At 73.1% G+C, this 18,764-nt stretch carries 17 protein-coding genes; 5 read left to right on the top strand and 12 right to left on the bottom strand.

What is annotated here, in order from left to right:
- Positions 1-102: 102 nt before the first annotated feature.
- Complete coding sequence (locus tag IO39_RS37470) at positions 103-999, bottom strand: hypothetical protein (RefSeq protein ID WP_043634094.1); 897 nt, start codon at positions 997-999, stop codon at positions 103-105.
- A 56-nt stretch (positions 1,000-1,055) separates the two neighbouring features.
- Positions 1,056-1,760 carry an SRPBCC family protein gene (locus IO39_RS37465; protein WP_043634091.1) on the bottom strand — a complete coding sequence of 235 codons (705 nt, stop codon included), beginning with the start codon at positions 1,758-1,760 and terminating at the stop codon, positions 1,056-1,058.
- 83 nt (positions 1,761-1,843) lie between these two features.
- Between IO39_RS37465 and IO39_RS37460 the strand changes: the two genes are divergently transcribed.
- From IO39_RS37460 to cydB, 3 genes are all read left to right on the top strand, one after another.
- Positions 1,844-2,698: a polysaccharide deacetylase family protein gene (locus IO39_RS37460; protein ID WP_157549491.1), complete on the top strand. Its 855-nt coding sequence runs from the start codon at positions 1,844-1,846 to the stop codon at positions 2,696-2,698.
- A gap of 277 nt (positions 2,699-2,975) precedes the next feature.
- Positions 2,976-4,322: a cytochrome ubiquinol oxidase subunit I gene (locus IO39_RS37455; protein WP_043634088.1), complete on the top strand. Its 1,347-nt coding sequence runs from the start codon at positions 2,976-2,978 to the stop codon at positions 4,320-4,322.
- 10 nt (positions 4,323-4,332) lie between these two features.
- On the top strand, positions 4,333-5,211 hold the full coding sequence (gene cydB / locus IO39_RS37450) for a cytochrome d ubiquinol oxidase subunit II (RefSeq protein WP_043634086.1): 879 nt from the start codon (positions 4,333-4,335) through the stop codon (positions 5,209-5,211).
- A 21-nt stretch (positions 5,212-5,232) separates the two neighbouring features.
- Here cydB and IO39_RS37445 read toward each other — a convergent pair whose 3' ends face one another.
- The 10 genes from IO39_RS37445 to IO39_RS37400 form a co-directional block, all read right to left on the bottom strand.
- Positions 5,233-5,652, bottom strand: coding sequence for a hypothetical protein (locus IO39_RS37445; protein WP_043634083.1), 420 nt, complete (start codon positions 5,650-5,652; stop codon positions 5,233-5,235).
- Positions 5,653-5,695: 43 nt separating this feature from the next.
- On the bottom strand, positions 5,696-6,118 hold the full coding sequence (locus IO39_RS37440) for a hypothetical protein (RefSeq protein ID WP_043634081.1): 423 nt from the start codon (positions 6,116-6,118) through the stop codon (positions 5,696-5,698).
- 67 nt (positions 6,119-6,185) lie between these two features.
- Positions 6,186-7,187 (bottom strand): leucine-rich repeat domain-containing protein, encoded by a 1,002-nt coding sequence (locus tag IO39_RS37435; RefSeq protein WP_043634079.1) that lies wholly within the window; start codon positions 7,185-7,187, stop codon positions 6,186-6,188.
- 83 nt (positions 7,188-7,270) lie between these two features.
- Positions 7,271-9,631, bottom strand: coding sequence for an aerobic carbon-monoxide dehydrogenase large subunit (gene cutA / locus IO39_RS37430; RefSeq protein ID WP_043634077.1), 2,361 nt, complete (start codon positions 9,629-9,631; stop codon positions 7,271-7,273).
- Complete coding sequence (locus tag IO39_RS37425; RefSeq protein ID WP_043634074.1) at positions 9,628-10,107, bottom strand: (2Fe-2S)-binding protein; 480 nt, start codon at positions 10,105-10,107, stop codon at positions 9,628-9,630. Before IO39_RS37425 ends, cutA begins: the two co-directional genes overlap by 4 nt.
- Positions 10,097-10,984, bottom strand: a complete 888-nt coding sequence (locus tag IO39_RS37420) for an FAD binding domain-containing protein (protein WP_043634072.1) — start codon at positions 10,982-10,984, stop codon at positions 10,097-10,099. The genes IO39_RS37425 and IO39_RS37420 overlap by 11 nt, the downstream gene beginning before the upstream one ends.
- Entirely contained in the window at positions 10,981-12,414 is a 1,434-nt protein-coding gene (locus IO39_RS37415; RefSeq protein ID WP_052423870.1) for a uracil-xanthine permease family protein, read from the bottom strand. The genes IO39_RS37420 and IO39_RS37415 overlap by 4 nt, the downstream gene beginning before the upstream one ends.
- A gap of 157 nt (positions 12,415-12,571) precedes the next feature.
- Positions 12,572-13,879, bottom strand: coding sequence for a uracil-xanthine permease family protein (locus IO39_RS37410; RefSeq protein ID WP_043634065.1), 1,308 nt, complete (start codon positions 13,877-13,879; stop codon positions 12,572-12,574).
- A 273-nt stretch (positions 13,880-14,152) separates the two neighbouring features.
- The gene (locus IO39_RS37405) at positions 14,153-14,365 is read right to left on the bottom strand and encodes an RNA-binding S4 domain-containing protein (protein ID WP_043634062.1); all 213 of its coding nucleotides are present in this window, start codon (positions 14,363-14,365) and stop codon (positions 14,153-14,155) included.
- Positions 14,366-14,376: 11 nt separating this feature from the next.
- The gene (locus IO39_RS37400; protein WP_052423869.1) at positions 14,377-16,185 is read right to left on the bottom strand and encodes a PucR family transcriptional regulator; all 1,809 of its coding nucleotides are present in this window, start codon (positions 16,183-16,185) and stop codon (positions 14,377-14,379) included.
- A gap of 130 nt (positions 16,186-16,315) precedes the next feature.
- On the opposite strand from IO39_RS37400, the gene IO39_RS59195 reads away from it, so the two are divergent.
- Together IO39_RS59195 and IO39_RS37390 are read left to right on the top strand one after the other, a co-directional pair.
- The gene (locus IO39_RS59195; protein WP_052423868.1) at positions 16,316-17,203 is read left to right on the top strand and encodes an oxamate carbamoyltransferase subunit AllH family protein; all 888 of its coding nucleotides are present in this window, start codon (positions 16,316-16,318) and stop codon (positions 17,201-17,203) included.
- The gene (locus tag IO39_RS37390; protein ID WP_245642514.1) at positions 17,200-18,732 is read left to right on the top strand and encodes an AllF/FdrA family protein; all 1,533 of its coding nucleotides are present in this window, start codon (positions 17,200-17,202) and stop codon (positions 18,730-18,732) included. The genes IO39_RS59195 and IO39_RS37390 overlap by 4 nt, the downstream gene beginning before the upstream one ends.
- Positions 18,733-18,764 lie beyond the last annotated feature (32 nt).

Here is an 18,764-nt window from a genome sequence, read left to right as displayed (position 1 = left end):
GACAAGTCGACCGCACCAACCACCGCGCGAGCACCACCATCGACGTCCTCACCGAACACCAGTTGACAGCAGCCCAAAGCCCTTAACTTCCCGGCATTGCCCCTAGTCGGCGGCCAGTTCCTCCAGCCGGTACGGCAGGTACGCCGAGTCGTCCACCAGCGCCGACGCCCCCCGCCACCAGCCGAACCACTCGCCGCTGCGCCACATCCAGTCCACCCGCTCGATGGCCGCCACCACGTCGCCCACCGTCTCCCAGCGCTCGCCGAGCTGCTCCTGGGTGGCGCCGTGGCGCATGGCCCACGCCCGCAGGATGCCGGCGGCGGCGGAGGGCACCTCGCGGGCGTACGGGTCGGGGCTCTCGCCCGGCAGCCGGTGCGGCCCGAGCCCGGCCGCCACGCCCCAGCTCCACTGCGCCTCGGCGGGCCGCGAGTAGCGCAGGGAGTGGAAGTCGAGGTTGGAGCCGAGCTCCTCGTCGGCCCGCCGGGTGACGACCGCGTCGAGCCGGCCCCCCGCGTCGAAGTGCACGACGAGCCGCTGGCCCGGCTTGACGCCCGGCGGCAGGCGGAAACGGTCCTCGGCCTGCCAGGAGTTGAGGTCCACCTGCGCGACCGGAACGCCCCACATCTGGTCGGCGGCGTCGTCGGAGATCCAGGCGGCCAGCATCTCCAGCGCGGTCAGGTCGGTCCACGGCTCGATGGCGACGGCCGTGCGCACGACCTCGTCGGGCGGCGGCAGCTTGCCGCCCCTCGGCGTGACCCACCAGCCGGCGCCCAGCTCACGGGTGCCGACCAGCAGCGCGGCCAGCGCGGCCAGCTCGGCCGAGCGCCTGGTGAGCTGGGCGCCGAGGGCGAGCTCCAGGGTGCGGTCGGTGCGGTCGTCCCCGAGCACGGGGCGCACGACGCCGATCAGCGTCTCGGCCGTCGGACGCTCCTCGCCCAGCAGATTGCGTACGACTCGTCTGGCCTCGGTCCTCGCGTCTTCAGCGTGTGCCTGCCGCATACCGCCACGCTACGCCTGGAGATCCTTTTCCGCGAGAGTCCCGGGCGCCACCAACCTCAGGCTCCCCCTCGGCGCGACCCCCGCCCCAGCAGCCAGCCCACGGCGGCCCCGGTGAGCGCGACGCCGGCGCCCATGCCGAAGGCCGCCAGCATCACCCACGGGCGGGTCTCGGTGTGTCGCCGGGGCGGCCGCTCGAACACGCCGCCCTGCCCGGGAGCGGCCACGACCGCCGCCGCGGGCACCGCGACAGCGGCGCCGGGAGCGGCGCTCTCCACCGGCGCGGCCTCGGGGCCGGCCTCGGGGGCGGTCTCGGGGGCGGTCTCGGGGGCGAGCAGGAGCCGCTCGACGGCCGAGAAGAACTGTCCCGCCGTGCGCTTGGCGGCCGAGCCCAGCATGCGCTGCCCGACACCGCCGATCATGCCGCCGATCACGGCCTCGGCCTCGTAGTCCACCCGGGTCGCGCCGCCGGCCTCGCCGAGCCGTACGAGCACGGTGGCGTCCACGGTCCCCGGCGCGCCCTGACCGCGCGCCTTGATGGTGAAGCTCTCCGGCGCGAGCGGGTCGGTCAGCGCGACCTCTCCCTGGTAGACGCCCTTGATGGAGGCCACCCCGGCGTTGACCGTCATGCGATAGGTGTCCGGCCCCGCCTCCTCCAGCCGCTCGCACCCGGGGATGGCGCGCACCAGCACCTCCGGGTCCCGGAGCGCCGCCCACACCCGATCCCTGTCCGCGCCGATCACGGCACTGCCCGCCAGTTTCATGGGGCCACTCTAGGCAGCCTCGGCCCCGGGGATAAGGGCAACACCTGACAGGCATGTCGATCAAGCTGGCAAGATGGTGCCCCATGTTCAGGGGACGGAAGCCGTACGGGCTGATCGGAGTGGCGGGCGTGCTGGCGCTGGCCGCGTGCGCGCCGGCCGGGAACGCCGAGCCGGCCGCCGTGAGCGGGTCGCCGCGGGCGGCCGCGAAGAGCCCCGCGCCGGTCACCACCCCGCAGGGGCCGCCCGGGGTCAAGCCCCGCGCGGGCGAGGTACGCCCGATCCCCCGCACCGGCGGCCTGCCGCCGGTGATCAGCTCCATCCCCACGAAACGCAAGGTCGTCTTCCTGACCATCGACGACGGCTGGGAGCAGGACCCGGGCTTCGTCGCGCAGGTGCGTGACCAGCGCATCCCGATCACGGCCTTCGCCATGCGCGACGCCGTCGAGGCCAAGGGCGCCCCCGACGAGTCGGGCGGCCCGGCCCGCTACGTGGGCGCCGGCAAGTGGGGATATTTCCGGCAGCTCCGCGACGCCGGCGTGCCCGTCGAGAACCACACCCTCACCCACCCGAACCTCCGCCTGCTCGGCTACGCCGGCCAGCGCCGGGAGATCTGCGGCGCCTCCCGGCTGATCGGGAAGGAGACCGGGACGCGGCCCACGCTGTTCCGGCCGCCGTTCGGCAACTACAACACCGACACGCTCAGGGCCGCCAAGAGCTGCGGCATGTCGGCCGTGCTGCTCTGGACGGCCAGCGTGCAGCCGGGCGGGAAGATCGCCTACCAGGTGCCCGACAAGAAGCTGCGCCCCGGCGACATCCTGCTCCTGCACTTCCGCCCCAACCTGGCCGGGGACTTCCGCATCCTGGTGAACAAGATCAAGCGCCGCGGCTACGAGCTGGGCGACCTGGCGGCGTACCTGGCGGCGGCCGGGGTCCGCTGAGCCCCCCGATCACTGGCGCCGGGCGTACCACCGTGGTGCCACGGCCGTAGCGGCGGCGTACCTCCGTCGTAGGGGAACCCGCGGCGGGGTCCGCCACGCGGAGTACCGGGCGATCAGCCCGGCGGGGGACGCCCCGGGGCGCCCGGGCGCGGGATGCTCCTGCAGGCAACCGGTACGAGCGATGTGACCAACGTCGCATCGCGTTGCTCTACAGCCTGTAGTACTACTACAAGTAGATGTACTACAGCGTGTAGAGCTAAGAGAGTCGACGGGGAAGATGGACGCACTAGACCTTGCACGGTGGCAGTTCGGGGTGACCACCGTTTACCACTTCTTGTTCGTGCCCCTGACCATCGGTCTCGGGATCTTCGTGGCGGGCCTGCAGACGGCCTGGCACCGCACGGGCAAGGAGCAGTACCTCAAGCTCACGAAGTTCTTCGGGAAGCTGTTCCTGATCAACTTCGCGATGGGGGTGGTCACCGGAATCGTGCAGGAGTTCCAGTTCGGGATGAACTGGAGCGAGTACTCCATCTTCGTCGGCGACGTCTTCGGCGCCCCGCTGGCCATGGAGGCGCTGCTGGCCTTCTTCATGGAGTCCACGTTCCTGGGATTGTGGATCTTCGGCTGGGACCGCCTGCCGAAGAGGGTGCACCTGGCGACCATCTGGGCGGCGGCCATCGGCTCCAACCTGTCGGCCTACTTCATCCTCGCCGCCAACGCCTGGATGAAGCACCCCGTCGGCTACGAGGTGGTGGACGGCAGGGCCAGGATGACCGACCTGTGGGCGGTGCTGACCAACTCCACCGCGCTGGCCCAGGTCCCGCACGTGATCGCGGGCTCGTTCGTGGTGGCGGGCGGCTTCGTGCTGGCGGTGTGCGGCTACTGGCTGCTGAAGACGCGCGCGGAGATGTGGCGCTCCGCCGCCCGCGCCGCGCTGGTGATGACGGCCATCGCGGGGGCGGTCGTCGCGTTCACCGGCGACCACTCCGCCAAGCTCATGTACGAGCAGCAGCCCATGAAGCTGGCCGCCGCCGAGGGGTTGAAGCACGACACCGAGGGCGCCGGGTTCAGCGTCGTCCCCGGCATCGAGATCCCCAAGCTGCTCAGCTTCCTGTCCACCTACGACGTGGACGCCCCCGTCCAGGGCACCGAGGACCTGCAGCGGCGCTTCGAGCAGCAGTTCGGCCCCGGCGACTATCGCCCCGACCAGACCGTCGTCTTCTGGTCGTTCCGCGTGATGATCGTCTTCGGGATGGCCACGGTGGGGCTGGCGGTGCTGGCGCTCTGGCTGACCCGCCGCAGGCGGCCCTTCCCCGCCTGGTTGTCGCGGGCGATGCTGCTGGCCCTGCCGCTGCCGCTGGTCGCGATCATCGCCGGCTGGCTGCTCAGCGAGATCGGCCGCCAGCCCTGGACGGTCGCGGGCGAGCTGCTCACCGCCGCCAGCGTCTCGCCGTCGGTCAGCCTGGCCGAGGTGGCCACCTCGCTGGCGATCTTCACGATCCTGTACGGCGTGCTCACCGTGGCCGAGGTCGTGCTGCTGGCCAGGCACGTCCGCAAGGGCGCCGAGGAGCAGGAGCCGATCCCCGCGGCCGAGGAGCGGCGCGAGCCGTCCCTGATGTACTGAGGAGCAGACAGTGATCGAGTTGTGGTTCGCCATCATCGCCTTCCTCTGGACCGGCTACTTCGTCCTGGAGGGCTTCGACTTCGGCGTCGGCATGCTGGCCCCGCTGGTGAGCAGGAACGCCGACGAGCAGCGCGCCGGCCTGCAGACCATCGGCCCGGTGTGGGACGGCAACGAGGTGTGGCTCATCACCGCGGTCGGCGCCATGTTCGCCGCCTTCCCGGCCTGGTACGCGGGCGTGTTCAGCGCCTTCTACCTGCCCGTGACGCTGGTGCTGGTCGGCCTGATCGTGCGCGGCGTCGGCCTGGAGTGGCGCGGCAAGGTGACCGACCCGCGCTGGTGCGACCTGGGCATCGTGGTGGGCAGCGCGCTGCCGGCCTTCCTGTGGGGCTCGGTCTTCGCCGACCTGCTGTTCAACAGCGCACTGGCGGCCGTGGTGGGCGGCGCGTTCACGCTGGCGGTGTGCGCCCTGCACGGCGCGGTCTTCCTGGCGCTGAAGACCACCGGCCCGGTGCGCCGCCGCGCCCGCGTCGCCGCCCTGGCCGCCGCCGGCGTCGCCGTGCCGGTGGCCGTGGCCGCCCTGTCGAGCCTGGGCACGATCCCGGCCCTGGCCTCCATGGCGGCGCTGGCCGCGGCCACGGCGCTGATCTGGCGGCGCAGGGAGGGCTGGGCGTTCGCGGCCACGGCGGGCGCGATCGTGCTGGCCACGCTGGCGGTCTTCATGGAGCTGCGGGTCCGGCCGCTGCCGGGGCTGACGCTGGCCGAGGCGGCCTCGGGGTCGTACACGCTGACCATGCTGACCTGGATCGGGCTCATCGCGCTCCCCTTCGTGCTGGTGTACCAGGGGTGGACGTACTGGGTGTTCAGGAAGCGCGTGCTGGTGGCCGGCTGACGGCCCGGGTCTCGGCGGGGGCTAACCGACGACGCGCATCTGCTTCGTCCGGTGGTCGGTCAGGTGCAGGTCGCCGCCGAGCCGCTCCTTGAGCAGTTCGAGCACCTCGCGGCTGGACAGCACCGTCCACAGGGGCCCGACCAGGTGCGGGTTGTACTCGGGCGCGGCGTCCATCCAGGCGTCCTTGCCCGACTGGGTGGTGAACGTCGTGACGAAGAACTGGCCGTCCGGGGTCTTGCAGTACCCCGTGCGGATCTCGGCGGCGTTGACCTGCATGCGCGGCTCGCAGCCGACCTTGGCGGAGAGTTGCTCGACGGTGAGGGGGGCGGCGCCGGCCGGCTGCGCGCCCGCCGCGACATGACCGCCGCCGCCCCCTGAGGAGCAGCCGGCGACCAGTCCGGCCAGCAGCGCGACAGCGGCCAGGCGGGAAATCGTCGTCATGTGCGGAGGTACGCGGCTTCTCCCTCCCGGGTTCAGGAGCCTGCTATTTGGGTGTGGGCGTCTGGGAGACCCGGTGGTCGGTCAGGTGCAGGTCCCCGTTGAGCGGCCCCCGCAGCGCCTCCAGCACCTTCAGCGGCCCCAGGACGGTCCACCTGGGGCCCACCAGGTGCGGGTTGTACTCCGGCGCCCGGTCCATCCACTCGTCCTTGAGCTGCTCGGTCTTGAAGGTGTTGACGAAGAACTCGCCGTCCTGCGTCTTGCAGTACGCCGTACGCACCTCTTCGGCGTCGACCTGCATCTTCGGCTTGCAGCCGACCTTGTCCGAGATCTGCTCGATCGTGAGGGGGGCGGCGGCGGGCTGGGACTTGCCTGCTGCGACGTAGTCGCTCCAGCCGCCCCCGGAGGAGCAGCCGGCGACCAGTCCGGCCAGCAGCGCGAAAGCGGCCAGACGTGGAAATGTCGTCATGTGCGAGGGTACGCAGCCCCGCACCACCCGGTTCACCGCAGGATGACGCAGCCCCGCACCACCCGGTTCACCGCAGGATGACGCAGCCGCGCGCCTCCAGGCGGCGCAGGACCTCGGGCTCGCCGTCGAGCTTGTTCCAGCGCAGGTCGAGCTTGTCCAGGTCGGGCAGGTCGGCGGGCAGCTCCCGCAGCCGGTTGTTGCGCAGGTCGAGCTGCTTGAGCCCGGCGGGCAGCGCCGGAGGCAGCGCGCGCAGCAGGTTGTCCCGCAGGTCGAGGTGGCGCAGCCCGGCGGGCAGCCGCGCGGGCAGCTCGCGCAGCCGGTTGCCGCGCAGGTGCAGCTCCCGCAGCCGCGACAGGCCGGCGATCGACTCGGGCAGCGCCTCCAGGCGGTTGCCGTAGAGCCGCAGCTCCACCAGCGAGGCCATGGAGCCGAGCGAGTCGGGCAGGCGGGTGAGGCGGTTGTCGGTCAGGTTGAGGTAGGTCAGCCGGTCGAGCCGGCCGATCGACTCGGGCACCTCGGTGAACAGGTTGTCGCTGAGGTAGAGATAGTCGGTGAGCGGCAGGTCGCCCAGCTCGGGCGGGATCTCGGTGAGCCGGTTGTGGCCCAGGTCGAGCATGCGCAGCCGGGTCAGCCCGCCGATGGCGGCGGGGATCTCGGTGAGCGCGTTCTGGGCCAGGTTGAGCGATTCGAGGCCGGTCAGCTTCCACAACGCGGCGGGCGTGCCGGTCAGCCCGTTCGCGCCGGCGGCCAGGTGGCGCAGGGTCGCGGGGAGGCGGCCGGGCAGGGCGCCGACGTGGTTGCCGTACAGGAAGAGGGTCTCCAGGTTCGGCGGGCAGGCCGGGAAGGACGTCAGCTCGTTGCCGTCGAGGTGCAGGGCGCGCAGCGCGGTCAGGCCGGACAGGTCGGGCAGCACCCGCAGGCCGTTGCCGTCGAGCCGCAGCTCCTCGAGCGCGGTGAGCCCGGCCAGCCACGGCGGCGCCTCGGAGATCCGGTTCCAGGCCAGGTCGATCACCCGGACGTCGCCGGGCACGTCGGGGAAGGCCGTCAGGCCGGAGTCGGGCATGCGCATGCGCCCGATCCTCCCACGCGGCCCGCCTCGCGGGGGGTCGGCGCGGGGCCGGCGCGGGGCGGCGCGGGGGTGTCGCGGGGTGGTCAGGGGCGGTGGGTGGTTCTCAGGTCGAACAGGTCGGACGGGGAGAGGGGCATGCGGTCGATCTCGATGCCCTCGGCGTCCTCGATCGCGGAGGCGATGACGGCGGAGACGGGGATCACGCCGGCCTCGCCCGCCCCCTTGATCCCGAGCGGGTTGAGCGGCGAGGGCGTCTCCAGGTGCCCGGTCTCGATGTGCGGGATCTCGGTGGCGTACGGCATGAGGAAGTCCATGAAGGAGGCGTTGACGAGCTGCCCGTGCTGGTCGTACACGATCCGCTCGTACAGCGCGCCGCCGATCCCCTGGGCCACGCCGCCGTGGATCTGCCCCTCCACGATCATCGGGTTGATCAGCCGCCCGCAGTCGTGCACCACGGCGTACCGCACGACCTTGATCTCGGCGGTGTCCGGGTCGGTCTCGACGACGGCCGCGTGCATGCCGGCCGCGAACGTGGACCTGATCGGCGAGTAGTAGTCGCGCCCCTCCAGCCCCGGCTCCTCCCCCTCGGCGACCGGCGGCCGGTCGGGGGAGGCGGCGCCCGCGAACTGGGTGGCCCTGGCGGTCTCGTCGTCGAAGGCGTAGCGCAGCGGGTTGGCCAGCACGGCCACCGTGGACAGCGGGATCGCGGCGGACGGCGCGCCGGCCACGTGCACGATCCCGTCGGCGATGTCCAGGTCGTCCGGGTTGGCCTCCAGCGCGTCGGCGGCGATGCGCAGCGCCTTGCGCCGCACCTTCCGGCAGGCCAGCGCGATGGCGTTGCCGCTGACGACGGCCGCCCTGGAGGCGAACGTGCCCACGGCGTAGCCGAACCTGCGGGTGTCGCCGGTGACCACGCTGACGCGCTCGATGGGCACGCCCAGCTCGGTGGCGGCGATCTGGGCGAAGGCCGTCTCGTGGCCCTGCCCCTGCGAGGTCAGGCCGGTGGAGACGTGCACGCGGCCGTCGGAGGTGATCTGCACGTGCCCGCCCTCGTACGGCCCCACGCCGGTCCCCTCGACGTAGCAGCCGATCCCGATGCCCCGGCCCGGCCGCCGCTCGAAGGAGTCCCAGCCGATCAGCTCCTTGATCATCCGCAGCATCTCGGGGTAGTTCCCGCTGTCGTAGATGAGCGGCCGCCCGTCCTGGAAGGTCATCCCCTGGTCGTACGGGAACTCCTCGGGCCGGATGAAGTTGGCCGCGCGCACCTCGGTGCGGTCCTTGCCCAGGTACCGGGCGATCTTGTCCATGGTGCGTTCCATGCAGAACACGGCCTGCGGCCGCCCGGCCCCGCGATACGGGGTGACCTGCACGGTGTTGGTGTAGACGGAAGTGAACTCGACCCGGTACGACCCCGGCTTGTACGGCCCCGGCAGCTGCGTCGAGGTGACGATCGGCACGATGATGCCGTACGGGGTGTAGGCGCCGTGGTCGTGCAGGATCGTCACGTCGAGGCCCAGCACGCGCCCGTCGTCGTCGAACCCGACCCGCACGTACTGCACCTGCCCCCGCTCGTGCGCCGAGGACACGAAGTGCTCCCTGCGGTCCTCGCTCCACTTGACCTCCCGCCCGAGGGTCATGGCGGCCCACGGGACCAGCACCTCCTCGGGCCACGGGTGCACGATCTTCACGCCGAAGCCGCCGCCCACGTCGGGCGCGATCACCTCGACCTGGGGCAGCGGCAGCCCGAGCGCGGCGGCCACGGCCATGCGCACGCTGGTCGAGGTCTGGGTGCTGGAGTAGACGCGCAGGTCGCGGCCGTCCCAGCGGGCGTACACGCCGCGTCCCTCCAGCGGCATGCTCGCGCTGCGCTCGATGTCGAGCCGGAAGGCCAGCGTGTGCGGCGAGGTCTCGATGGCCTCCCGGGCGCCGCGCCCGTCGGCCGTCATGACCTCCTGGACGAGGTGCGCGCCGACGTTGCCGGGCACGTCCTCGTGCACGAGGCGCACCCCCTGGACGGCCTCCTCCAGCCCGGCGACGGGTTTGAGCGGCTCGTAGTCGACCTGGATGAGGGCACAGGCGTCCTCGGCGGCGTACCGGTCGGTGGCCACGACCATGACCACCGGCTCGCCGACGTGCCGGACGACGTCCCTGGCCAGCGGGTAGGCGGTGCGGCCGTGGGTGAGCGCGGGGTGCGGGATCAGCAGCGGCAGCGCCCGGCCGGCCCGCTCGGGCAGGTCCTCCCAGGTGTAGACGGCGACGAGCCCCGCCACGTCGAGCGCGCCCGCCACGTCGATGTCGCGGATGCGGGCGTGGGCGTGCGGCGCGCGCACGAACGCCGCCGCCAGCGCCTCCCGCCCCAGGTCGTCGAGGTAGCGCCCCTGCCCCGTGAGCAGCCTGGGGTCCTCCCTGCGCGGCACGCGCTCGCCGAACAGCCGGGTCGTCATGCCTCCTCCGCCAGCAGCTCGGCGGCCCGGTGCACGGCCTTGACGATGTTCTGGTAGCCGGTGCAGCGGCACAGGTTGCCCGAGATGCCGTCGATCACCTCGTCGTCCGTGGGCGCCGGGTTCTCCGCCAGCAGCGCGGTCACCGTGCACAGGAACCCGGGGGTGCAGAACCCGCACTGCAGCCCGTGGCACTCGGCGAAGGCCCGCTGCACCGCCGACAGCCGGCCGTCGCGCCCCGCCAGCCCCTCCACGGTGGTGAGCTCGGCGCCGTCCACGGTCACGGCGAACGTCAGGCACGACCGTACGGGGCGGCCGTCGAGCAGCACCGTGCAGCAGCCGCAGACGCCGTGCTCGCAGCCCACGTGGGTGCCGGTCAGGCCGAGGTCGTGGCGCAGGCAGTCGGACAGCAACCGCCGCGCGGGCACGCGGGCGCGCCGCGCCGTGCCGTTCACGATGAGCGTGATCTCATGCTCCACGGGCCGCAGCCCCTTCCCGCGCTGCCTCGCGCAGCGCCCGCTCGGCCAGCACGCCCACCAGGTGCCTGCGGTAGGCCGCCGAGGCGTGGATGTCGGCCTCCGGCTCGGTCGCCTCCCGCACGGCCTCCGCCGCCGCCCGCAGGTCCGCCGCCGCCCGCAGGTCCGCCGCCGCCCGCGGGTCCGGCGCGCCGCTGTCCAGGTTCACGAGGTCTCCCAGGTCCACCACGACGGGGACGGGCCCGACCCCGACGCACGCGACCTTCGCGCCGCGCGGCGTGACCACCGCGCACACCCCCGCCAGCGCGTAGTCGCCGTGCCTGCGCGCCACCTCCTCGAACGCGACCCCGTCGTGCGCGCCCAGCGCAGGGAAGAACGCCGACACGGCCAGCTCACCCGGCGCCACCGCCGACTCCATGGGCCCCACGAAGAACTCCGCCGCCGGCACCTCCCTGACGGCCACGGCGCCGCCGTCCCAGCGGGCCACCCGTACGGCGCCGCCCAGGACGGCCAGCACGGCGGGCAGCTCGGCGGCCGGGTCGGCGTGCACGAGGCTGCCCACCACCGTGCCCCGGTTGCGGATCACCGGATGGGCGACCAGCCGGAGCGCCCGGGTCAGCAGCGGGTGCGCCCCGGACCGCTCCACCTCCGAGTGCCGGGCCAGCGCCCCCACCCGCACCCCCGCGGGATCCGCCTCGATCCCGCCCAGCCCTTCGGCGCGGTTGATGTCGACCAGGTGCGCGGGGGCCGCCAGCCGCATGTTGAGCATGGGGATGAGGCTCTGCCCGCCGGCCAGCACCTTCCCGTCCACCTCCGCGAGCGTGCGCACCGCCGCCGCGAGATCGCGCGGCGCGTGGTACGTGAACGGCGGCGGCTTCACCCGACCGGGCCCTTGAGCAGCTCCGGCTCGCGCCCGGCGATGGCCCGCAGCAGGTGGTATCCGCCCAGCACCACGACTGTGCCGAGCGCGATCCCCTCCAGGGTGAAATCGCCGCCGATGGCGTGCCTCACAGGTCCGATGGCCAGGATCATGCCCGCCCCGATCGGAACCATGTTCACGGGATCGGCGAAGTTCACCCGGTTCTCGATCCAGATCTTCGCGCCGAGCAGGCCGATCATGCCGTACAGGATGACGGTGACGCCGCCGAGCACGCCGCCCGGCGTGGCCGCGACCAGCGCGCCGAACTTCGGGCACAGGCCGAACAGGATCGCGATGACGCCGGCGATGTAGTAGGCGGCCGTCGAGTAGACCTTGGTGGCCGCCATGACGCCGATGTTCTCGGCGTACGTGGTCGTGGGCGAGCCGCCGACGGCGCTGGTGACCATGGTGCCGACGCCGTCGGCGGCCACGGCCCGCCCGACGTACGGGTCGACGTCCGTGCCCGTCATCTCGCCGACGGCCTTGACGTGCCCGATGTTCTCGGCGATCAGCGCGATCACCGCGGGCAGCACCAGCAGCACGGCCGAGGTCCTGAAGTCGGGGGCGTGGAAGCTCGGCAGCCCGAACCAGGGCGCGGCGGCCACCGCGTCGAAGCTCACCCGGTCGTGCGGGAAGGCGGTCGCCACGCAGTACGGCCCCTCGACCGGGCAGGCGGCCCCGGCCGCGTCACGCAGGTTCGCGCCCGGCAGCACGGACGTGACGGGCCCGGCCGTCAGGTCCAGCAGCCACGACAGCACGAACCCGGCCACCAGCCCGACCAGCACCCCGATCCGCCCGATGAACCCCTTGAACAGCACGATCACCACGAACGTGATCAGCATCGTGACGAGCGCGACCCAGTGGTCCTGCGGCCAGTAGACGTCGGCCACCACGAACGCCAGCCCGAACCCGATCAGCATCACCACCGCGCCGGTGACCACGGGCGGGAAGATCCGGTGGATGAGGCCCACGCCGAGGACGTGGATGGCCAGCCCGGCCAGCGCCAGCACGAACCCGGCCACCAGGATGGCGCCGGTCACGACGGCGTCGGCGCCCCCGGTGTCGCCGCCCGCGGCCGCCCTGATCGCGAACACGCCGCCCACGAAGGACGCGCTGGTGCCCAGGTAGCTGGGCACCTTCCCCTTCACGATCAGCAGGAACAGGATCGTCGCGACCCCGGACATCATCACGGCGACGTTCGGGTCCAGCCCCATGACCAGGGGGAAGACGAATGTCGCGCCGAACATCGCGACCACGTGCTGGGCTCCGAACCCCACCATCCGGGGCCAGCTCAGCCTCTCGTCGGGCCTGACCACCTCGCCGGGGGCCAGTCGCTTTCCGTCACCGTGTTTGGTCCACCCCGCGAAGGGTTTGGTCCGTCCCGAAACCATGCGAGCCCCTCTTGTACCGGGCGCTGAGCCGGCGACACGTTCCGTTGCGGGCACATTAGGCCCGCCGGCACGCTCCTACACGGGCATGATCTGCCAAATCTGACCCGCCGACCAGAGGAAACCTCGCGCACACGGGACGGGCTCCCGTGTGAGGCCCTTACCGGCGCACGGCACGCAGCAGGTGATAGCCGACGAGCAGCACGATCGTGCCGAGCGCGATGCCGCTGAGCGCGAACGTGTCGGTGATCGGGAACGCGACGGGGCCGATGGCGCAGATGATCCCGGCGCCGGTCGGGACGAGGTTGCGCGGGTGGGACAGGTCCACCTTGTTCTCGATCCAGATCTTGGCGCCGAGCAGGCCGATCATGCCGTACAGGATGGTCGTCACCCCGCCCAGCACGCCGCCCGGCGTCGCCGCGACCAGCGCGCCGAACTTCGGGCACAGGCCGAACAGGATCGCGATCACGGCCGCGATGTAGTAGGCGGCCGTCGAGTAGACCTTGGTGGCCGCCATGACCCCGATGTTCTCGGCGTACGTCGTCGTGGCCGACCCCCCGACGGAGGTGGCCACCACGGTCCCGACCCCGTCGGCCAGCACCGCCCGCCCCATGTACGCGTCGACGTCGGTCCCCGTCATCTCGCCCACGGCCTTGACGTGCCCGACGTTCTCGGCGATCAGCGCGATCACCACGGGCAGCACCAGCACGATGGCCGAGACCTCGAACACGGGGCCGTGCAGCGACGGCAGCCCGATCCAGTCGGCCTGCGCCACCGCGTCGAGGTTGACCCGGAAGTGCTCGGTCACCTTCCCGCTGTCGTCGGGCGCCACGATCCTGCCGCCGACGAGGTCCCACACCCACGACAGCACGAACCCGAACACGAGCCCGAGCAGCACGCCGATCCGGCCGAGGAAGCCGCGGAACACCCCGATGAACACGAACGTCGCCGCCATCGTCAGCAGCGCCACCCACGGGTCCTTGGGCCAGTAGACGTCCGCCGCCACGTACGCCATGCCGAACCCGATGAGCATCACCACCCCGCCGGTGACGATGGGCGGGAAGACCCGGTGGATGACGCCCACGCCCAGCTTGTGGATCGCGTACCCGCAGGCGGCCAGCACGACCCCGACCACCAGCAGCGCCCCGGTGACGGTCGCGTCGCCGCCGCCGGCCGCCCTGATCGCCACCACCGCGCCCACGAAGGACGCGCTCGACCCCACGTAGCTGGGGATCTTCCCCTTGACGATGAGCAGGAAGAGGATCGTGGCGACCCCCGACATCATCACCGCCAGGTTGGCGTCCAGCCCCATGACGAGCGGGAACACGAACGTGGCCCCGAACATCGCGATGACGTGCTGCGCCCCGATCCCGACCATCCTGGGCCAGCTCAGCCGCTCGTCCGGCTTGACCACCTCACCCGGCGTCAGGCGCTTCCCATCGCCGTGCACCTTCCACCCGAACGCCACGCCCGCTCCCCGATCCCCCGCCTGAACAGCGGGTATGTCTTCTGCTCCGATGTCGGAGAGCACAATAGAGGGTGTGGATCAGTTCCAGTGCGCCGGGCGTCGATAAACGCCCCCACCGGGCGCGCGGACGACGTCGGGCAACTGAGACTTACGGATGATCCCGTGCCCCAGGGGAAACCACGCGTCACTGCACTCCCGCAGCCCGTTGGCACCCTTACCCGGCGGGAACACCGTCACCACCCTCGTCTTCTGACTTTTCGTGAATGCCCCCGGTCAGCGCACGTGGATCGTGAAGCCCTCCCCGCTGACCACCTGGCCGGAGCGGATCTTGGCTCTCTTGCGCAGTTCCACCTCGCCGTCCACCGCGACCAGGCCCTCGGCCACGAGGTGTTTGGCCATCCCGCCGGTCTCGGTGATCCCGCAGTACTTCAGCAGGTCGCACAGGGGGATGTAGTCGGAGGCCAGCTCGAATTCCAGATCGTCCACAACGCAGCAGCCTAGATGCCCCGCATGCGCAGCACGTGCAGGGCCAGGGTCAGGTTGAGCCGCAGGTGAGGGTCGTCGGTGAAGTTGCCGAGCAACCGCTCCAGCTTGCCGATGCGGTAGCGCAGCGTGTTGTAGTGGAAGTGCAGGCGCCGCGCCGTCTCGGCCACGTTCAGGTTGGTCTCCAGCAGCGCCTGCAGCGTGCGCCGCAGGTCGGCGTTCTCGGCGTCGTCGTCGGAGGCCAGCGGCCCGAGCGTCTCGCGGACGAACGCGTGCAGCTCCTCGGTGTCGTTGACCAGCGACAGCAGCCGGTACACCCCGAGCTGGTCGAAGTGCGCCACCGCGCCGGGCCCGTGCAGTTGCCGCCCCACCCGGGCCGCCTTGAGCGCCTGCGAGTACGCCTCCGGCAGCGTCTCCGCCCCCGGGCAGGGCCGTGAGGTGCCGGTCGAGAACGTGGCGGGCGGCATGTCGGCGAAGGCGGAGGCGGCGTCCTTGGCCACCCGGGCCGCGTCGAGCCCGGCGTCCACCACGGCCACCACCTCGTGCGAGAACCCGGCCACCGCGCCGCGCGGGTCGTGCCGCCTGATCGCGGCGGTCCAGCACGCCACCAGCCGGTCCTGGGCGCTGCGCTCGTCGCCGTCGGGGTCGAGCTCGGCCACCAGCACGGTCACCGGCCGCGCGAGGTCCCACCCGAACGCGCCGGCCCGCCCCGTGATCCGCTCCGCCGTGCCGGCCCGGCCGGTGAGCACGTCGCGCAGGAAGTCGGCGCGGTACTTGCTCTCGACGGCGTTGACCGCCTCCTGCCGGGTGACGACGAGCGCGGCGACGGTGGCGGCACGTTCCAGGATGCCCACGTCGCTGTCCCTGATCGTGCCCGACGGGCTGTAGGCGACGATCCTGCCGTGGTGGTGCCCGCCGGCCAGCACGGGCACCGAGGCGAACGCCCGCGCCCGCGCGGGGTCGGCGGCGGGACGGCCGGACGCCTCGGGAGCGCCCTCACCGGCGGCGGCCGGGCGCGGCGGCGGGGCGGCCGATTCCCGCGCGGCCGGGATGTGCGACGGGGCCGGCTCGCGCACGGCCGGGGTGCGGGACGGGGCCGGTTCACGAGGGGCCGGGGCCGGTTCACGAGCTGCCGGGGTGCGCGACGGGGCCGGCTCGCGCACGGCCGGGGTGCGGGACGGCGGGCCCTCGCGGGAGATCGACTCGCGCAGCGCCGCCACGTGCTCGGCGGGGCCGGCGGTGGCCAGGACGCGCCCCGTGCCGTCCACGGCCGCCACCGACACGTCGAGGAGCTGCGCCACCTCCGCCGTGACCTCGGCCAGCCCGCCCCCGGCCAGCACCACCTGCACCAGCGCCCGGTGCGCCTCCTCGGCGCGGGCCAGCACGGCGGCCTGGCGGTTGAGGATGTCCGTCAGCACCTGGTTGAGGATGTCGTCGAAGCCGACGTCGTTCGGCAGCAGGATGAGCGGGAAGCCGAGCCGGTCGGCCTGCTCGGCCATCTCGCCGGGCAGCTCGTCCACGTATCTGCCCAGCTTGATGGCCAGCGCGGCCAGCCCGCGCTCGTCGAGGTCGGCCACCAGCCGGCCGAGCGACTGCGGCGTGTTGCGCAGCGGGTAGCCGGTGGTGAGCAGCAGCTCGTGCGGCTTGACCCAGGCCAGGATGTCGGGCACCTCCATGACGTTGAGCCGCTGCACGATGCGGCCCAGCCCGCTCTCCCCCGCGATCAGCCTGGCCTCGGCGAGCGTGGACACGCCGAGCACCTCGCCCACGGACACGCCGTGGATGATCGTTCCGGTGCTGGCGAGACGCACGGGGGGCTCCATGGGGAGATTGTGACCCCGGATCAGGTCTGTCAGGAAGAGCCAACCTTCCCGCTGACTGTTGGCAAATTTCTCCGTACGGAGGGTTCACCGGCCGTTCTACGGTCAGGTCCAGGGTCCGTAGGGAGGTCCGGTGACCGTCAGTACTCACGCGCGGCGTACGCGTGTCCACGTCACGGGCGCGGCCAGCACCGCGGTCCGCCCCGTCCTGGAGAGCCAGCGCCGTCCCGCGCGGGTGCTCGCGGTCTTCCCCGCCGGGGTGTACCTGGAGGTCAGGACCGAGCTGGAGCCCTCGGTGATCGCGGTCATCACGGGCCAGGCGACGCGGCTGCCCAACTCCGTATTGCTGGCCGGGCCGCTGCCGCACGTCACGGTGGGTGACGACGCCGCGGTGGGCGACCGGGTGATCGAGCTGGGGCCGCTGAGCCTGAGCGTACGCCGCTGGTGGGACCCGGCGCCGCCGCTGGGCCGGCTCGACTCGGCCCGCCTGGCGCGCGCGGCGGCCCTGCTGGGCGCTCCACCAGGCGCGGGGCCGGCCGGGACGGGCGCACCACCAGGGGCGGGGCTGGCCGGCAACGGCGCGGTGGCCCTGCTGGCCGGCAGTTGCGCGAAAGGCTGGCTGCTGGGGATGGTGACGGCGGCCGAGCAGCTCGTCGGGCTGGGCCCCGGGCTGACGCCGAGCGGTGACGACGTGCTGGCGGGGCTGCTGGTGGCGCTGCGGCACCTGGGCTTGGCGACCGGGACCGAGCCGGCGGTCCGGCTGGCCGACTGGCTGGCGGCGACCGTGACGTACGACGCGCGCACGCGTACGACGCCGCTCTCGGCCACGCTCCTGCACTGCGCGGCCAGGGGCGAGGCGAGCCCCGAGGTGATCGCCGTGCTGCGCGGCGCGGCCGGGCGGCAGCCGCTCGAACCGGCCCTGCGCCACCTGTACCGCCTCGGCCACACCTCCGGCGCCGACCTGGCCCAGGGCATCGCCATCGGGGTGACCTCGGTCCTCGCACTGAGCGCAGCGACATGAGCCTGGGACAGCACGGCACGAGTGAGGGGCGGCGGGAGATGAGCGGGCTGCCGCAGGCGGTGCTGGTGCGGCGGGGGGCCTATCACGACTCGGTCACCCTGATGCGGGTCAGCAGGGCCCTGTCGGAGCTGCCCGGCGTGGCGGCGGCCATGGTCGCCATGGCGACGGAGCTCAACGTCTCGATCCTGCGGGAGATGGGCTTCACCGTCCCCGAGTCCGACCCGGGCGACCTGCTGATCGCCGTACGCGCGGCCGGCCTCGACGCGGCGGTCGAGGAGGCCGGCCGGCTGCTCGCCGCCTCCCACCGTCCCTCCGGCGAGTACGCCGAGTCCGCCGAGTCCGGCGAGTCCGGCGCGCAGCCGCCGCTGACCACCCGCTCGGCCGCCGCCCGCGGCCCCGCCGGCCTGGTCCTGGTCTCGACGCCCGGCGAGTACGCCTTCTTCGAGGCCCTGGACGCCGTCGAGGCCGGGCTGCCCGTCATGATCTTCAGCGACGGCGTCACCCTGGCCGCCGAACGCCGGCTCAAGGAGCTGGCCGAGGCGAGGGGCGTGCTGGTGATGGGCCCCGACTGCGGCACGGCCGTCATCGGCGGTGCCGGTCTGGGCTTCGCGAACGTCCTGACCCCCGGCCCCGTCGGCGTGGTGGCGGCGTCGGGCACGGGGGCGCAGCAGGTGACGTGCCTGCTCGACTGGGCCGGGGTCGGCGTCAGCCACGTGCTCGGGGTGGGCGGCAGGGACCTGTCGGCCGAGGTGGGCGGTCTGTCCACGCGGCGCGCCCTGCGCCTGCTCGACGAGGACCCGGCCACCGAGCTGATCGTGCTCATCTCCAAGCCGCCCGGGGCCGGAGCCGGGAGCGGAGCCGTGGCCGGAGCCGGGAGCGGAGCCGTGGCCGGAGCCGGGAGCGGAGCCGTGGCCGGGGGCGGAGCCGTGGCCGGGGGCGGAGCTGGAGCCGGGGGCGGGGCGGCGCGGTCTCTGGCCGGGGAGGCGCTGTCCACGCCGCTGGTGCCCGCCCTGCTGGGGCCGGGCGCGCCCGACCTCACCCAGGCCACGGAGCAGGTGCTGCGGGCGCTGGGCAGGCCGGTGCCCGAGTGGCCGTGCTGGCCGGCCAGACGGGGCCCGCGCGCCGCGCCCAAGCGCATCAGGGGCCTGTACGCCGGCGGCACGCTGAGCGCGGAGGCCGCCGCGGTGGCGGGGCAGGGCGAGTTCACCGACTTCGGCGACGACGCCTACACCAGGGGCAGGGCGCACCCGATGATCGACCCGGCCCTGCGCGTCGAGGCGCTGGCCCGGGCAGGCGACCGGGACGTGGTGCTCATGGACGTCGTCCTGGGCCACGGCGCCGACCTCGATCCGGCCGCCGTGCTGGCGCCCGCGGTCGCGCGCACGCCGGCCACCGTCGTCATCTCCCTGATCGGCACCGAGGGCGACCCGCAGGACCTGCACCGCCAGGCCGCCGCCTTCCACGAGGCGGGCGCGGCGGTGTTCACCTCCAACGCCCAGGCCGCCCGCCACGCCAGGAGCCTCCTGTGACCCCCGGCAAGCCCTCTGCGATCTTCTTCCGC

Source organism: Nonomuraea candida, assembly GCF_000725485.1.
Classification (GTDB): domain Bacteria; phylum Actinomycetota; class Actinomycetes; order Streptosporangiales; family Streptosporangiaceae; genus Nonomuraea; species Nonomuraea candida.
Note: the sequence above shows the minus strand (reverse complement) of the source record. Positions and strands in the feature narration are given on the sequence as shown.

Bases quoted from the DNA above. Each gene is read 5' to 3' on its own strand.
- IO39_RS37470 (WP_043634094.1), bottom strand. From the start codon at position 999: ATGCGGCAGGCACACGCTGAAGACGCGAGGACCGAGGCCAGACGAGTC.
- IO39_RS37465 (WP_043634091.1), bottom strand. From the start codon at position 1,760: ATGAAACTGGCGGGCAGTGCCGTGATCGGCGCGGACAGGGATCGGGTG.
- IO39_RS37460 (WP_157549491.1), top strand. From the start codon at position 1,844: ATGTTCAGGGGACGGAAGCCGTACGGGCTGATCGGAGTGGCGGGCGTG.
- IO39_RS37455 (WP_043634088.1), top strand. From the start codon at position 2,976: ATGGACGCACTAGACCTTGCACGGTGGCAGTTCGGGGTGACCACCGTT.
- IO39_RS37445 (WP_043634083.1), bottom strand. From the start codon at position 5,652: ATGACGACGATTTCCCGCCTGGCCGCTGTCGCGCTGCTGGCCGGACTG.
- IO39_RS37440 (WP_043634081.1), bottom strand. From the start codon at position 6,118: ATGACGACATTTCCACGTCTGGCCGCTTTCGCGCTGCTGGCCGGACTG.
- IO39_RS37435 (WP_043634079.1), bottom strand. From the start codon at position 7,187: ATGCGCATGCCCGACTCCGGCCTGACGGCCTTCCCCGACGTGCCCGGC.
- cutA (WP_043634077.1), bottom strand. From the start codon at position 9,631: ATGACGACCCGGCTGTTCGGCGAGCGCGTGCCGCGCAGGGAGGACCCC.
- IO39_RS37415 (WP_052423870.1), bottom strand. From the start codon at position 12,414: ATGGTTTCGGGACGGACCAAACCCTTCGCGGGGTGGACCAAACACGGT.
- IO39_RS37400 (WP_052423869.1), bottom strand. From the start codon at position 16,185: ATGGAGCCCCCCGTGCGTCTCGCCAGCACCGGAACGATCATCCACGGC.
- IO39_RS37390 (WP_245642514.1), top strand. From the start codon at position 17,200: ATGAGCCTGGGACAGCACGGCACGAGTGAGGGGCGGCGGGAGATGAGC.